At 72.1% G+C, this 14,862-nt stretch carries 14 protein-coding genes; 10 read left to right on the top strand and 4 right to left on the bottom strand.

Annotation, left to right across the window (positions count from 1 at the left end):
- Window positions 1-11: 11 nt before the first annotated feature.
- Entirely contained in the window at window positions 12-962 is a 951-nt protein-coding gene (locus ACWCQM_RS16155; RefSeq protein ID WP_450915934.1) for a hypothetical protein, read from the bottom strand.
- Window positions 963-1,201: 239 nt separating this feature from the next.
- Between ACWCQM_RS16155 and purN the strand changes: the two genes are divergently transcribed.
- The 3 genes from purN to ACWCQM_RS16140 all read left to right on the top strand — a co-directional run bounded on the left by purN (window position 1,202) and on the right by ACWCQM_RS16140 (window position 5,026).
- Window positions 1,202-1,858, top strand: coding sequence for a phosphoribosylglycinamide formyltransferase (purN, locus tag ACWCQM_RS16150; RefSeq protein WP_450915933.1), 657 nt, complete (start codon window positions 1,202-1,204; stop codon window positions 1,856-1,858).
- On the top strand, window positions 1,845-3,398 hold the full coding sequence (gene purH, locus ACWCQM_RS16145) for a bifunctional phosphoribosylaminoimidazolecarboxamide formyltransferase/IMP cyclohydrolase (protein WP_450915932.1): 1,554 nt from the start codon (window positions 1,845-1,847) through the stop codon (window positions 3,396-3,398). The genes purN and purH overlap by 14 nt, the downstream gene beginning before the upstream one ends.
- Before the next feature lie 164 nt (window positions 3,399-3,562).
- Window positions 3,563-5,026: a DUF2079 domain-containing protein gene (locus ACWCQM_RS16140; protein WP_450915931.1), complete on the top strand. Its 1,464-nt coding sequence runs from the start codon at window positions 3,563-3,565 to the stop codon at window positions 5,024-5,026.
- A gap of 77 nt (window positions 5,027-5,103) precedes the next feature.
- Here ACWCQM_RS16140 and ACWCQM_RS16135 read toward each other — a convergent pair whose 3' ends face one another.
- Window positions 5,104-5,853 carry an RDD family protein gene (locus ACWCQM_RS16135; protein WP_450915930.1) on the bottom strand — a complete coding sequence of 250 codons (750 nt, stop codon included), beginning with the start codon at window positions 5,851-5,853 and terminating at the stop codon, window positions 5,104-5,106.
- Between the two features lie 226 nt (window positions 5,854-6,079).
- Here ACWCQM_RS16135 and ACWCQM_RS16130 point away from each other — a divergent pair, with 226 nt between their 5' ends.
- The 4 genes from ACWCQM_RS16130 (at window position 6,080) to ACWCQM_RS16115 (ending at window position 10,331) form a co-directional block, all read left to right on the top strand.
- A complete protein-coding gene (locus ACWCQM_RS16130; protein WP_450915929.1) occupies window positions 6,080-6,958 on the top strand; it encodes a bifunctional methylenetetrahydrofolate dehydrogenase/methenyltetrahydrofolate cyclohydrolase in 879 nt (292 codons plus the stop codon).
- Between the two features lie 19 nt (window positions 6,959-6,977).
- Window positions 6,978-7,682 (top strand): DUF3017 domain-containing protein, encoded by a 705-nt coding sequence (locus tag ACWCQM_RS16125; protein ID WP_450915928.1) that lies wholly within the window; start codon window positions 6,978-6,980, stop codon window positions 7,680-7,682.
- Window positions 7,683-8,130: 448 nt separating this feature from the next.
- Window positions 8,131-9,162, top strand: a complete 1,032-nt coding sequence (locus ACWCQM_RS16120; RefSeq protein ID WP_450915927.1) for an XRE family transcriptional regulator — start codon at window positions 8,131-8,133, stop codon at window positions 9,160-9,162.
- 179 nt (window positions 9,163-9,341) lie between these two features.
- On the top strand, window positions 9,342-10,331 hold the full coding sequence (locus ACWCQM_RS16115; RefSeq protein WP_450915926.1) for a malate dehydrogenase: 990 nt from the start codon (window positions 9,342-9,344) through the stop codon (window positions 10,329-10,331).
- A 99-nt stretch (window positions 10,332-10,430) separates the two neighbouring features.
- On the opposite strand, the gene ACWCQM_RS16110 is transcribed toward ACWCQM_RS16115, so the two are convergent.
- The gene (locus tag ACWCQM_RS16110) at window positions 10,431-11,168 is read right to left on the bottom strand and encodes an isocitrate lyase/PEP mutase family protein (RefSeq protein WP_450915925.1); all 738 of its coding nucleotides are present in this window, start codon (window positions 11,166-11,168) and stop codon (window positions 10,431-10,433) included.
- Window positions 11,169-11,200: 32 nt separating this feature from the next.
- Window positions 11,201-11,713 carry a carboxymuconolactone decarboxylase family protein gene (locus tag ACWCQM_RS16105; protein WP_450915924.1) on the bottom strand — a complete coding sequence of 171 codons (513 nt, stop codon included), beginning with the start codon at window positions 11,711-11,713 and terminating at the stop codon, window positions 11,201-11,203.
- A 47-nt stretch (window positions 11,714-11,760) separates the two neighbouring features.
- On the opposite strand from ACWCQM_RS16105, the gene pdxR reads away from it, so the two are divergent.
- From pdxR to ACWCQM_RS16090, 3 genes are all read left to right on the top strand, one after another.
- Entirely contained in the window at window positions 11,761-13,155 is a 1,395-nt protein-coding gene (gene pdxR, locus ACWCQM_RS16100) for a MocR-like pyridoxine biosynthesis transcription factor PdxR (RefSeq protein WP_450915923.1), read from the top strand.
- Between the two features lie 151 nt (window positions 13,156-13,306).
- Complete coding sequence (locus tag ACWCQM_RS16095; protein WP_450915922.1) at window positions 13,307-13,579, top strand: hypothetical protein; 273 nt, start codon at window positions 13,307-13,309, stop codon at window positions 13,577-13,579.
- Window positions 13,580-13,586: 7 nt separating this feature from the next.
- Complete coding sequence (locus tag ACWCQM_RS16090; protein ID WP_450915921.1) at window positions 13,587-14,774, top strand: glutathionylspermidine synthase family protein; 1,188 nt, start codon at window positions 13,587-13,589, stop codon at window positions 14,772-14,774.
- Window positions 14,775-14,862 lie beyond the last annotated feature (88 nt).

The following is a 14,862-nucleotide window of genomic DNA, read 5'->3' as shown; positions in this document are numbered from 1 at the left end:
GACGGGCGGGACTACTCCCGTACGCCGAAGAAGGGCTCCAGCGGGTCGGGCAGCTTGTCGTTGCAGGACACGGCGGCGGACTTGGTCAGCGCGTCGTTCACGCAGGTGTAGTAGTCGCGGTAGACCAGCTGGACCGTGTAGCCCGTGGCGACGATCGCCAGGGCCAGCAGCGCCGTCACGAGACCGCTGACGGCCGCCGTCGTCTGCTGGCGGCCGGCGTACTGCGCGGTGCCCGGGGCGCCGGGCGGGGTGCCGGGCCGCGTGGGGGCGGGTGTCCGGTCGGGACCGCTCGTGTCCGCGGTCGCACCCGTGCCCGTGGCGCCCGCCGCCTGGGTCTTGCGCGGGCCCCCGCGCAGCGCGCTGATCGACCAGTACACGGAGAGGGCGCCCAGGAGCAGCGCGATCTCGGGGAAGTCGAACAGGGCGAAGAAGAACGCCCACATGCCGCCCAGCACCGCATAGCGTGCGCGCCGCTGGGCGGGGTCCGTCGGGTCCCAGCGGAGCCCGGGGTTGCCCTCGGGCCCGCCGCCCTGGCCGCCGGGCCCACCGGTGCCGCCGGGGCGACTGCCGAAGCCACCGCCCTGCCGGCCCGGCTGCCGGTCGCTCCACTGGCTGCCCCAGACCGGCCGGTCGTCGGGGCGGCCCTCGCCGTTGTCGCCGTTGCCGTGGTTCCCCGGCGTGTGGGACGGGTGGCGGGGCTGCCAAGGCTGGTCGGGCCGGTCCTCGGGCGGAGCGGCGAACGGATTGTCGTCGGAGGACCCCGAAGCGGACCCCGAGGAGGACCCCGAAGCGGACCCCGAGGGGGACCCTGAAGCGGACCCCGAGGCCCCCGAAGAAGTGGACCCCGTCGAGGAACCCGAGCCCGACGAGGAGTCCGGTGAAGAGGACTGGCGTTCCCGCATCAGCGTGGATGCCCGCTCGGGCAGCGGGTGGCCAAGGGCGGTGCGGAGGCGGTCCGGCATGTGGTGAACGTCTTCCCCATCTCGTCATTTCCGCCCGGGGGCGGTTCCCTGTCCCCTGACGCTACCTCTCGGTCACGCCCCCGTCCCGTGGGGGCCGCTGGGAGTGCCGGTATCGTTGCTGACGGCCGGAACGTTCGTAGAGTTCCCCGTATCGGGGGACGAGCCTCTTTCGTACGACCATACAAACGCACCTCCTGTACATCGCGTATCCGCTCCACCACGCGAGAAAGGGCCCTGCCGTGGCCTCCCCGCCCCCCTCCGCCGCTCCGGCCCGTGTGGTCGTGCTCGTCTCCGGCTCAGGCACGAACCTCCAAGCACTGCTCGACGCGATCGGTGACGACCCCGAGGGCTACGGTGCCCGGATCGTCGCCGTCGGCGCGGACCGCTACGGCACCGTCGGCATCGAGCGCGCCGAGCGCGCCGGGCTCCCCACCTTCGTGTGCAAGCTCGGCGAATACGCGAGCCGCGACGCCTGGGACGCGGCCCTGACCGCGGCCGTGGCCGAGCACCGCCCGGACCTCGTGGTGTCCGCCGGGTTCATGAAGATCGTCGGCAAGGGATTCCTCGCCGAGTTCGGTGGCCGTGTCGTCAACACCCACCCCGCCCTGCTCCCCAGCTTTCCCGGTGCTCACGGCGTCCGCGACGCGCTCGCGTACGGCGTGAAGGTCACCGGGTGCACCGTCCACTTCGTCGACGACGGCGTCGACACCGGTCCGATCATCGCGCAGGGCGTGGTCGAGGTGACCGAAGAGGAAACGGCGGAGGGCGAAGCCGCCCTCCACGAACGCATCAAGGAAGTCGAGCGCAAGCTGCTCGTCGAGGCCGTGGGGCGGCTCGCCCGTGACGGCTATCGCATTGAGGGACGAAAGGTTCATCTCGGTCATGTCGGTGAATAAGCCCATCCGCCGCGCCCTGGTCAGTGTCTACGACAAGACGGGGCTCGAAGACCTCGCCCGCGGTCTGCACGAGGCGGGTGTCGAGCTGGTCTCCACCGGCTCCACCGCCGGGAAGATCGCAGCCGCCGGGGTCCCGGTCACCAAGGTCGAGGAGCTCACCGGCTTCCCCGAGTGCCTCGACGGCCGCGTCAAGACGCTGCACCCCCGCGTGCACGCCGGCATCCTCGCCGACCTGCGCCTCGACTCCCACCGCGAGCAGCTCGCCGAGCTCGGCGTGGAGCCGTTCGACCTGGTGGTCGTCAACCTGTACCCGTTCAAGGCGACCGTCGCGTCCGGTGCCTCCGACGACGAGTGCGTGGAGCAGATCGACATCGGCGGCCCCTCGATGGTCCGCGCCGCCGCCAAGAACCACCCGTCCGTGGCGGTCGTGACCAGCCCCGAGCGTTACGCCGATGTCCTGGCCGCGGTCGAGGCCGGCGGCTTCGACCTGGCCGCCCGCAAGCGGCTGGCCGGCGAGGCCTTCCAGCACACCGCCGCGTACGACGTGGCCGTCGCCTCCTGGTTCGCCGCGGACTACGCGGCCGACGGCGACTCCGGTCTGCCCGGGTTCCTCGGCGACACCTTCACGCGCAAGAACGTCCTGCGCTACGGCGAGAACCCGCACCAGCCCGCCGCGCTCTACACCTCCGGCGAGGGCGGCCTCGCCGAGGCGGAGCAGCTGCACGGCAAGGAGATGTCCTACAACAACTACACGGACACCGACGCCGCCCGCCGTGCCGCCTACGACCACGCGGAGCCGTGCGTCGCGATCATCAAGCACGCCAACCCGTGCGGCATCGCCATCGCGGACGACGTGGCGACGGCGCACCGCAACGCGCACGCCTGCGACCCGCTGTCCGCGTTCGGCGGCGTCATCGCCGTCAACCGCCCGGTGACCGTCGAGATGGCCGAGCAGGTCGCGGAGATCTTCACCGAGGTCATCGTCGCCCCGGCGTACGAGGAGGGCGCGGTCGAGGTCCTCGCCCGCAAGAAGAACATCCGCGTGCTGCGCGCCCCCGAGGCCCCGTCCGCCGAGGTCGAGGTCAAGCCGATCGACGGCGGCGCGCTGCTCCAGGTCACCGACCGGCTCCAGGCCGACGGCGACGACCCGGCCAACTGGACCCTCGCCACCGGCGAGGCGCTCTCCGCCGAGGAGCTCAGGGAGCTCGCCTTCGCGTGGAAGGCGAGCCGCGCGGTGAAGTCCAACGCGATCCTGCTCGCCAAGGACGGCGCCTCGGTCGGCGTCGGCATGGGCCAGGTCAACCGCGTCGACTCCGCGAAGCTGGCCGTCGAGCGGGCGGGCGAGGAGCGGGCGCGTGGCTCGTACGCCGCGTCCGACGCCTTCTTCCCCTTCCCCGACGGCCTGGAGATCCTGACCGCCGCCGGTATCAAGGCCGTCGCCCAGCCGGGCGGCTCGGTCCGTGACGAGCTGGTCGTCGAGGCCGCGAAGAAGGCGGGCGTGACCATGTACTTCACGGGCACGCGTCACTTCTTCCACTGACACCCAGGTCGTGGCACCACCGCAGGCCGTACCCGCCCGGGTACGGCCTGCGGCGCGTCCCGGCGTACGGAATCCAGTCGTCCCTCTGTTCTAATGAATGGCCTTGCCGGGCGGGACCGGTGCGGCCGGCAGTGACAGTCGAGGGAATCCGTTGCGGGGGCGTCGTGCTTGATCCGAACCAGGGCGGGACCGGCGTGTCCGAGGAGCCGGCCCCGGCACCGGCCGCGCGTGCACCGCACCCGGCACCACTGCGTCCCTACCTGATCGCGGCCGTCGTCCTGTGCGCGGTCTACTTCCTGTACGCGTACCTCCGGTACAGCCACTTCCAGTCGCCCTCCTGGGACCTGGGCATCTTCGAGCAGGAGGTGCGCGCCTACGCCGGGTTCGACGCCCCGGTCGTCGACATCAAGGGCCCCGGCTATCTGATCCTCGGCGACCACTTCAGCCCCCTGGTCGCGCTCCTGGTCCCGCTCTACTGGATCTGGCCGTCGGCCGTCGCCCTGCTGTTCGCCCAGGCCGCTCTGTTCGCCGCCTCCGCCGTGATCGTGGGCCGCACGGTCCAGCAGCTCCTGGGCGGCCGTTCCGGCCTCTGCGTCACCGTCGCGTACGGGCTGTCCTGGGGGCTCCAGGAAGCCGTCAAGGCGGACTTCCACGAGATAGCCCTCGCCGTCCCGCTGCTGGCCCTGGTCTGCCGCGCCCTGCTCATGGAGCGCTGGCGCGCCGCCGTCCTGTGGTCGCTGCCGCTGGTCCTGGTCAAGGAGGACCTCGGGGTCACCGTGGCCGTCGTCGGCGTCCTCCTGGCCATTTACGGGCGGCGGTTCCAGGGCTTCCTGCTGGCGTCCTTCGGCGTGGTCGCGTTCGTGATGACCGTGCTGGTGCTCATACCGGCGGCGAGCAGCGCGGGGACGTACGACTACTGGAAGAAGATCGAGGAGAACGGCGGGCAGGAGGTCTCCCCGCTCGACTCCGTGCTCGGGGTCCTCGACTCGTCCGTCAAGATCGAGATGCTGGTCTTCCTCGTCGGCATCACCGTCTTCATGGCACTGCGCTCCCCGCTGGTCCTGCTCGTCCTGCCCACGATCGGCTGGCGCCTGCTCTCCCAGGACTCCAACCACTGGGGCATGGTCTGGCACTACAGCGCGATCCTCATGCCCGTGGTCTTCCTGGCCATGGCCGACGGCATCCGCCGCAGCCGGGAGTCGAAGCGGCCCTGGCTGGTCTCGTACGCGAACGCCGCCGTCCCCGTCGCCCTGGGGATCTCCCTCGCCCTCTCCCAGCACCTGCCGTTCCGTGAACTGCTGCGCCCCGAGACGTACCGCGCCGACGCGCGCGTGCACGCCGCCGAGGAGGCGCTCGACGCCATCCCGAAGGGCGCCCGGGTGGAGACGGACATCACGCTGATGGCCCACCTGACCGGGGACCGCACGGTCTACTGGGTGGGAGGGGCGCCCGGCACCGCTCCCGACGTCGTCGCGATCAACCTGGACTTCGGCTGGTCGCGGCCGATCGACGACCCGGTGAAGTACGCCCAGCAGCTGCACCCCGAGGCGCGCTACGAGATCACGCGTGAGGCGGGCACCTTCGTCGTCATGGAGCGGACCAGCCCGGAGCCCGCCGCCTACCGGTAGAGCGGTGCGTGCCGGTCCCGGACAGCACGGAGGGCCGGATTCCTCCGGCCCTCCGTGACGCTGAACCGCGGTACGTACTACTTCTTGATCACCAGGGTGCCCGCGGCACGGTCGTGCCAGCCCTGCAGCTTCCCGGAGTTGTCGAAGAACGGCGACAGGTAGACGAGCAGCGCGCCGATGTAGCAGAGGAACACGCCGACGATCGGGATGATGTAGCGGATGAAGCCCGCGCCGATGCCCGGGTTCTGACCGGTGTTCTCCTTGACCACGCGCAGGCCCACGGCCATCTTGCCGACGGTGGCGCCGAGGAAGGAGATCATCAGCCACTCGTAGAGCAGCGTGATCAGGGCGAAGATCAGCACCATCCCGAGCATCGTGGCGACGATGCCGGCGCTGGCCTCGTTGACGCAGTCCTGGTAACCGGGGTCCATGTACGAGCCGCAGTCGTCCGCGCTCTCGGCGATGCCCAGGGCGCCGGCGAGACCGATCGCGCTGAGGATGCCGTACAGCACACCGATGACGGCGGCGTCGATGGCACGGGCGCCGAGGCGGCGGCCCATCGAGGCGACCTGGACCGTGCCGAGGCCCGCCACGTTGATGTAACCGCTGTTGGCCTGGAGCGTCCCCGGGGCCTGCTGGGGGTAGCCGTAACCGGGCTGGCCCTGCGGCGGCACACCCGGCTGCTGCGGGTAGCCGTAGCCCGGCTGCCCCTGCTGCGGCGGAACGCCCTGGGGTGCCTGCTGCGGGTAGCCGTAGCCGGGCTGGCCCTGCGGCGGCTGCTGGCCGTACGGGTTGTTCGGATTCTGGTTCGGGTCGCCGAAACTCATCTGGGCGGTTCCTCCAACGTGCAAGCGGGGACGACGCGGCCGCACGGAGGAAAGAAAGGTCAGTGGTCCGCCCCCCGGTACTTCTGCGGCACTGCGGCCATCATCGTTATAAGCGGCACGTAAGTTTGTCCAGTCGCAATGACTGGCTGTTGCTCAAGTGCAACATCGTGTGCGCCGGGGCACCCGCAATTGGTATGCGGGGCAGGTCATCCGCGAAGATGGGGTCATGACTGCCCAGATTCTCGATGGCAAGGCCACCGCAGCTGCGATCAAGTCCGATCTGACCGTCCGCGTGGCGGCCCTCAAGGCACAGGGCATCACCCCCGGCCTGGGAACCCTGCTCGTCGGGGACGACCCCGGCAGCCGCTGGTACGTGAACGGCAAGCACCGTGACTGCGCCCAGGTCGGCATGGGCTCGATCCAGCGCGAACTCCCCGACTCCGCCACCCAGGAGGAGATCGAGGAGGTCGTACGGGAGCTCAACGCCAACCCGGACTGCACGGGCTACATCGTGCAACTCCCGCTCCCCAAGGGGATCGACACCAACCGCATCCTGGAGCTGATGGACCCGGCGAAGGACGCGGACGGGCTGCACCCGATGAGCCTGGGCAAGCTCGTGCTCAACGAGACCGGCCCGCTGCCCTGCACCCCGCAGGGCGTCGTGACCCTGCTCCGCCGCCACGGCGTCGAGATCAACGGCGCCCATGTCGTCGTCGTCGGCCGTGGCGTCACCATCGGCCGGCCGCTCCCGCTGCTGCTGACGCGCAAGTCGGAGAACGCCACCGTCACCCAGTGCCACACCGGCACCCGTGACCTTTCGGCGCACCTGCGCCAGGCCGACATCATCGTCGCGGCCGCCGGAGTGCCGCACCTGATCAAGCCCGAGGACGTGAAGCCGGGCGCCGCCGTGCTCGACGTCGGCGTCAGCCGCGACGAGAACGGCAAGATCGTCGGCGATGTCCACCCGGGTGTCGCCGAGGTCGCGGCCTGGGTCGCCCCCAACCCGGGCGGCGTCGGCCCCATGACCCGCGCCCAGCTGCTCGTCAACGTGGTCGAGGCGGCCGAGCGCGCCGCCGCCGAGGCCTCCGCCGCGTCCGCCGGCTGACCCGGACCGGGGAGACGGCATGGGTGCTGGTGCGAATCCGGCGGACGCCACGCACACGGACGGGCCCGTCGGCGGGGCGGGAACGCCCGGGTCCGGGAAGGCCGCCGCGGCGCGCGAGGAGACCGGAACGTCCGGGGAGGCCGGGATGCCCGAGGAGACCGTGACCGCAGTGGACGGCGTGGCGCCGGCAGAGGCCGCCGACCCCACCGGAGCGGACGGGACCGCCGAAGCGGACGGGACCGCCGAAGCGGAAGGGGCCACCGAAGCGGAAGGGACCGCCGGAGCGGACGGGACCGTGGTGGAGGGCGGGGGCAGCGGTTCGACCTGGGCGCCCTCGCGCCGCTTCTCGCTGACCCATGACACCGCGCGCCCCGAGGGCGGCGGCCGTGCGGCACCGGGGGACGCCCCCGCGCCCGCGCGGCAGTGGCCGCTGCTCACGGTGCTCTGCACCGCGGGCGCCGGGCTGCTGATCGTGGGGACCGACCCGTTCGCCGAGGCGTTCAGGATCGGCGCGATGCTGATGGGTGTCGCCCTGCTCGTGGGCGCGGTGCTGCGCTGGGTGGTCCCCTCCGTCGGGATGCTCGCGGTGCGGTCCCGGTTCACGGACCTCGTTACGTACGGCCTGATGGGAACGCTGATCGTGCTGCTCGCGCTGATGGCGCAGCCCAAGCCCTGGCTGGACGTCCCGTTCCTCCAGGACGCGGTCCACTTCACGATCCGCTGAGGGCTGTCCCGTACGGAGAGAAGAAGGTGGTGTCCGTCCCCTCCCCCGAGAAGGGACGGACACCGGACCGGGCACACCGGTGCAGGAAAGCACCGGAATAGGGTGAGTTGAGCGGCCTTGCCCTGTCCTGGAACAAGCGTCATGCACATGAGGTGCCGGTTCAATGGATGCCCTGCGGCTGTGGCACGGAAGTGACCATTCCGCCACCGTGTGATCGCCACGCAACGACGGGACCCGCTCGGTACGCGCTACGGCGCACTACGGAGAACGCGCTCATACGGAATGCACCCGTGCGCCCCTTTGTCCGGAACTGGCGGCCCTGGTCCATGCGTCCTTCTGGGTAGCCCGGAACGAACGGCCCTCGTCCCGAACGGCAGGGGGAGGGCCCGGCGCAGGGGAACGGGGGTGCGCCAGGGAACCTCCGGGGGGAATCGACTGGGGGGAAGCAATGCCTCGTTGGAAGGCACTACCGCAAGAACTCGATCCGCAGGTGCGGGAGTTCGCCGGGCAGCTGCGCGGACTGGTGGACCGCAGTGGCCTCGGCCTGGCCGCGGTCGCCGACCGCACGGGTTACAGCAAGACGTCGTGGGAGCGTTATCTGAACGGCAGGCTGCTCGCGCCCAAGGGGGCGGTGGTCGCGCTCGCCGAGGCGACGGGCACCCCGCAGCAGCATCTGACGACCATGTGGGAGCTGGCCGAACGCGCCTGGAGCCGCTCGGAGATGCGCCACGACATGACGATGGAGGCCATCAGGATCTCCCAGGCGCGTGCGGCACTCGGAGAGGCGGGGGTCGCCGCCGCCCCCCTGGCGGCCGGGCGGGCCGCCGGCGGCGGGGGCGTCTCCACCGCTGCCGCGCCGGGTGAGCGGGGGCGGGACGCGGGCCGTCCGCCGTCCGACCCCGTGCGGCACGGCGCCGCCCCGCGGATTCCGCAGCAGCCCCTGCCCGGGGGCGTACGGGACCATGAGGGCCGTCAGGGCGGCGGCCGGCGCAAGGTGACGCTGTTCCTCACGGGGACCGTGGGTGCGCTCATGCTGTTGGCCGGCGCCGTCCTCCTCACCGATCTGGGCGGCGGTGAGGACGGCACCGGCGCGGCGGCGGCGACACCCTCCGCGCGGCCCGCCACCAGCGGGCCGGGACTGCCCGCCGGGGTCGGGTGCACGGGCGCCGACTGCACCGGGCAGGACCCGGAAGCCATGGGCTGCGGCGGCCAGTTCGCCGGTACGGTGGCCAGGGCCACGGTCGGCGGCGGGCTCGTCGAGGTCCGCTACAGCGAGACCTGCGGGGCGGCGTGGGCACGTATCACGCAGGCGTCCCCGGGCGACACCGTCCGGATCACCGCGGGTCCGGCGGAGCAGGAGGGCACGGTCGACGCCGACGCCGACGCGTACACCCCGATGGTCGCCGTGGAGCGGGCCGCCGACGCCGAGGCCTGCGCGACGCTCGCCTCGGGGACGACCGGCTGCACCACTCCCGAGTAGGAGGGCCCGCGGAGCATTGCGGTACGTAACCGGCTGTGTGCGGTGCCACAGGGGGGCGGGCAGCCGGGACGGCGCGGGTCGGATAGCCTGACCGCTGGATATCTCTTCACGTCAAGATTCAGGGGTATCCAGCACCAGGGGCAGGGACCCCCACCGCCAGCTGTCTAACGGAGATCGCCATGACCCGCACTCCCGTGAATGTCACCGTGACCGGCGCAGCCGGCCAGATCGGCTACGCGCTGCTCTTCCGCATCGCCTCCGGCCACCTGCTCGGCCCGGATGTGCCGGTCAACCTCCGACTCCTCGAGATCCCGCAGGGCCTGAAGGCCGCTGAGGGCACCGCGATGGAGCTCGACGACTGCGCCTTCCCGCTGCTGCGCGACATCGAGATCACCGACGACCCCAACGTCGGCTTCGCCGGTGCCAACGTCGCCCTCCTGGTCGGCGCCCGCCCGCGCACGAAGGGCATGGAGCGCGGTGACCTGCTCTCGGCCAACGGTGGCATCTTCAAGCCCCAGGGCAAGGCCATCAACGACAACGCCGCGGACGACATCAAGGTCCTCGTCGTCGGCAACCCGGCCAACACCAACGCCCTCATCGCGCAGGCCGCCGCCCCGGACGTACCGGCCGAGCGCTTCACCGCGATGACCCGCCTCGACCACAACCGCGCGATCTCGCAGCTGGCCGCCAAGACCGGTGCCGCCGTCTCCGACATCAAGCGCCTGACGATCTGGGGCAACCACTCGGCGACCCAGTACCCGGACATCTTCCACGCGGAGATCGCCGGCAAGAACGCCGCCGAGGCCGTCAACGACGAGGCATGGCTGGCCGACACCTTCATCCCGACCGTCGCCAAGCGCGGCGCCGCGATCATCGAGGCCCGTGGCGCGTCCTCGGCTGCCTCCGCCGCCAACGCCGCCATCGACCACGTGCACACCTGGGTCAACGGCACCGCCGAGGGCGACTGGACCTCCATGGGTATCCCGTCGGACGGCTCCTACGGCGTCCCGGAGGGCATCATCTCCTCCTTCCCGGTCACCACGAAGAACGGCACGTACGAGATCGTCCAGGGCCTGGACATCAACGAGTTCTCCCGCGCGCGCATCGACGCGTCGGTCAAGGAGCTCACCGAGGAGCGCGACGCGGTCCGCGAGCTCGGCCTGATCTGACCGGCTCCCGGCCACCGGCCGGACCCGGACGAAATGAGGGCGCCCCCCGACGGCATCTGCCGCGGGGGGCGCCCTCATGTGCGCTCCGCGTACGCCGGGTCAGTGGCCCAGCAGCCGGCCGGCGAGCCCGCGCACGGCCCGCGCCGCCGCGCGCTGCAACTGGGGACCGAAGGTGACCCGCGCCGCGCCCAGCTCCCCGAGCCGCCGGGCGGCATCGGGGCCGTCGGGCGAGCCGAGGGCGTTGAGCGGGACCGGGACCGCGGCGGCCACCCGGGGGAGCACCTCACCCGGGGCCATGATCGGGTAGACGCAGTCCGCGCCGGCCTCCGCGTAGAGCCGGGCGCGGGCGACCGTGTCACCGGCCACGTCCGTGGCGGCCGGATCTCCGTGGATGTACGTGTCGACGCGGGCGTTGACGAAGAGCCGTCCGCCCGCCGCGGCGCGGACCTCCGCCAGCCGGTCGGCCTGCCGCCGGGGGTCGACGAGCACGCCGTCGACGGAGTCCTCCAGATTGCAGCCGACCGCCCCCGCCTCCAGGAGGCGTTCGACGAGCTCGTCCGGGGCGAGGCCGTAGCCGGCCTCGACGTCGGCCGACACCGGCACGGACACGGCGCGGGCGATCCGGGCCACCGCCGCGAACATCTCGGCGGCCGGGGTCCGCCCGTCGGCGTGTCCGAGGGAGGCCGCGATGCCCGCGCTCGGTGTCGCGAGGGCGGGGAATCCTGCGTCCTCGAACGCCAGGGCGCTCGGGACGTCCCACGGGCCCGGCAGGACCAGCGGGTCGCCCGTGGGGCGGCCGTGGTGCAGCGCGCGGAAGACGGACACGGGCTCGCTCATCGGGGCTCCGGGGCGGGGAGGGGGAGGGGGACTCAGTGGCCGAGGGAGCCGGGCGTGTAGTGCCCGGGGGCCAGCCGGCAGGTCACACCGAAGCGGTTCCAGGCGTTGATCACCGTGATCGTGGCGATCAGCTGGGCGAGCTCGGCCTCCTCGAAGTGGGCGGCTGCGGCGGCGTACACCTCGTCGGGGACGAAACCGTCGGTCAGGACCGTCACGGCCTCCGTCAGCTCGATCGCCGCGAGCTCCTTCTCCGTGTAGAAGTGGTGCGACTCCTGCCAGGCGCTGAGCTGGACGATCCGCTCGACGGACTCGCCCGCGGCGAGGGCGTCCTTCGTGTGCATGTCCAGGCAGAACGCGCAGTGGTTGAGCTGCGAGGCACGGATCTTCACGAGCTCCAGCAGCGTCGGGTCGATTCCCTTACGGGCCGCGGCGTCCAGCCGGACCATGGCCTTGTAGACCTCGGGAGCGAGCTTCGCCCATTCGAGGCGGGCGGGGTGCTCGGGGGCGCGGTCGGTGGGGGCGGTGGAGTGTGTCTGCGTCGTCATGCCTACGAAGCTAACCGCCGGGTGGCGCACCGGTATGGTCCATTTCCATGACAGATTCCTGGGCCGCTTTCGGCGCCGACCTGCACATCGAACCGGTCGGCGCGGGCCTGCGCAGCGGACTGATGGACGCGCTGCGGGACGCCGTGCGCACCGGGCGGCTGGCGCCCGGCACCAGGCTGCCCTCGTCCCGTACGCTCGCCGCCGATCTGGGGGTCGCGCGCAACACCGTGGCCGACGCCTATGCCGAGCTGGTGGCGGAGGGCTGGCTCACCGCGCGGCAGGGCTCGGGGACCAGGGTCGCCCGGCGGGCCGCCGCCGCACCGGCGGCGGGGGCCCGGTCCAGGCCGGTGCGGCGGCGGCCCGCCCACAATCTGATGCCGGGCTCGCCCGACCTCTCCTCCTTCCCGCGCGCCGAGTGGCTGAAGGCGGCCAGGCGCGCGCTGACCGCCGCACCCGACGCGGCCTTCGGCTACGACGATCCGCGGGGCCGCGTCGAGCTCCGTACCGCGCTGGCGGACTATCTGGCGCGGGCGCGCGGGGTGTACGCGGACCCGGAGCGCATCGTGGTCTGCTCCGGCTTCGTCGACGGGCTCGCGCTGATGGGGAAGGTGCTGCGGCGCCACGGGGTGCGGGCCGCGGCCGTCGAGTCGTACGGGCTCGACCTCCACTGGAACCTCCTGGTGGAGGCCGGGCTGAGCACCCCGTGCCTCCCGGTGGACGAGCACGGGGCCAGGACCGGCGAGCTGGGAGGGGCGGCCGGGGTGGGGGCGGTGCTGCTGACCCCCGCCCACCAGTTCCCCACCGGGGTCCCGCTCCACCCCGGCCGGCGGGCCGCGGCGGTCGACTGGGCGCGGTCCTCCGGCGGACTGATCCTGGAGGACGACTACGACGGCGAGTTCCGCTACGACCGTCAGCCGGTTGGCGCGCTCCAGGGGCTCGATCCCGAACGGGTCGTCTATCTGGGCACCGCCAGCAAGTCGCTGGCACCGGGGCTCCGGCTGGCCTGGATGGTCCTGCCGGAAGCCCTGGTGGGCGAGGTGTGCGACGCGAAGGGCGGCCCGGAGTGGATGTCCGCCACGCCGGACCAGCTCACCCTCGCCGAGTTCATCAGGTCGGGGGCGTACGACCGGCATGTGCGGGCCATGCGGCTGCGCTACCGCCGCCGCCGTGACCAGCTCGTGGACGCGCTCGCCGAGCGGGCGCCGGACTTCCGGGTGAGCGGCATCGCGGCAGGGCTGCACGCCGTGCTCGAACTCCCCGAGGGCACCGAGCAGTCGGTGGTCCAGGCGGCCACCTGGCAGGGGCTCGCACTGGAGCGGCTCGCCCGCTTCAGGCACCGGGACGCGGAGCCGGGCCGCGACGGACTGGTCATCGGATACGGCACACCGTCCGACAGCGGCTGGGCGGGGGCGCTGGACGCGCTCTGCCGGGTGCTCCCCTGAGTGCTGCGTACTCCTTGTGGGAGGCGATGTCCGGATATGCGGAAGGCGTTCGGGGCACCCGGTTTCAGCCGGGTGGGTCAGGCATCTAATCTGACTGACGGTTCGCAGACGGACGGGCACGGCTCGTGGATACGACGGGGGAGAACAGAACATGGACAGGCGCAAGCTGAGGTCGGGCACCGTCGTGCTCGGCGGCATGGGAGTACTCGCGGCGACGCTCACCGCCTGCGGCTCGGAGCCGGACGAGCGGTGCGTCGACCGGGTGACCCAGGAGATCCTGCCGAGCTACGAGTGCGACGACGACGGCCACGGCACCTACTACTACGGCGGCAGCACCCACAACAACCGTGTCTCCGGCGGCAGCTTCGACAAGTCGGCCGTCGACCGCGGCGGATTCGGCTCCTCCAGCTCCAGCGGCGGCTGAGACCCTCATGGAACGCCGCACCATCGAACCGCGCCCCGGCTGGCAGGCAACCGTCGAGGAACAGGGGGTGATCTACCCCCTGACCCGCTACCCCGACGGATCGCTGCGCCCCTACTGGGACGAGAGCGCCTACTACGTCTTCTCGCTGCCCGAGGTGGAGGCGCTCGAAGAGGTCGTGGAGGAGCTCCACGCGATGTGCCTGGCAGCCGCCGGGCACATCGTCGAGCACGACCGCTTCGCCGAGCTCGGCATCACCGACCCCCGGCTGGCCCGCCTGGTCGGCGAGTCCTGGCGGCGCCGTGCCGAACTGCCTTCCCTGTACGGGCGGTTCGACCTGCGGTACGACGGGACCGGCCCGGCCAAGATGCTGGAGTACAACGCGGACACCCCCACCTCGCTGGTGGAGGCCGCCAGTCCCCAGTGGTTCTGGATGGAGGAGCGCTTCCCCGGCGCCGACCAGTGGAACTCCCTGCACGAGCGTCTCGTCGACGCGTGGAAGCGCCAGGCGCCCCTGCTGCCGCCGGGTCCCCTGTACTTCGCGCACTCGGACGGCGACGAGCTGGGCGAGGACCTCATGACGGTCGCGTATCTGCGGGAGACCGCCGAGCAGGCCGGAATCGGGACCGAGGCGCTCTCCGTCGAACGGATCGGCTGGGACAGGCTGTCCCGCCGCTTCGTCGACGAGCGGCTCCGCTTCATCCGCAGCTGCTTCAAGCTGTACCCGTGGGAGTGGCTGACGACTGACCGCTTCGGACCGCATGTGCTGGACACCCTCGACAACGGCGGCGGCACCGGCAGCACCTGCTGGATCGAGCCCGCCTGGAAGATGCTGCTCTCCAACAAGGCGCTGCTGGCCATCCTCTGGGAGCTCTACCCCGGCCACCCCAACCTGCTGCCCTCCTATCTCGACGGCCCCCGCGAACTGGCCGCCGCGGACGGGACGGGTTACGTCTCCAAGCCCCTGCTCGGCCGGGAGGGCGCGGGCGTCACCGTCCACGAACCGGGCGCCGCCCCGGTGACGCGCGACGAACCCTGCTGTTACCAGGAGCTGGCGCCGCTGCCCGACTTCTCGGGCAACCGCGTGGTGCTCGGCGCCTGGGTGGTCGGCGACGAGGCCGCCGGGCTCGGCATCCGGGAGTCGTCGGGCCTGGTCACGGACGAGTACGCCCGCTTCCTGCCCCACGTCATCCTCTGAGCCCGACGGCGGGGAACCGGCGCCGCTCCGGTGGGCCCGGCCGCCCGGCGCGGCCCGGGTGGGTCCACGGGCCCCCGCGGGCCCACTG

The organism is Streptomyces sp. NPDC002125 (assembly GCF_053593715.1).
Note: the sequence above shows the minus strand (reverse complement) of the source record. Positions and strands in the feature narration are given on the sequence as shown.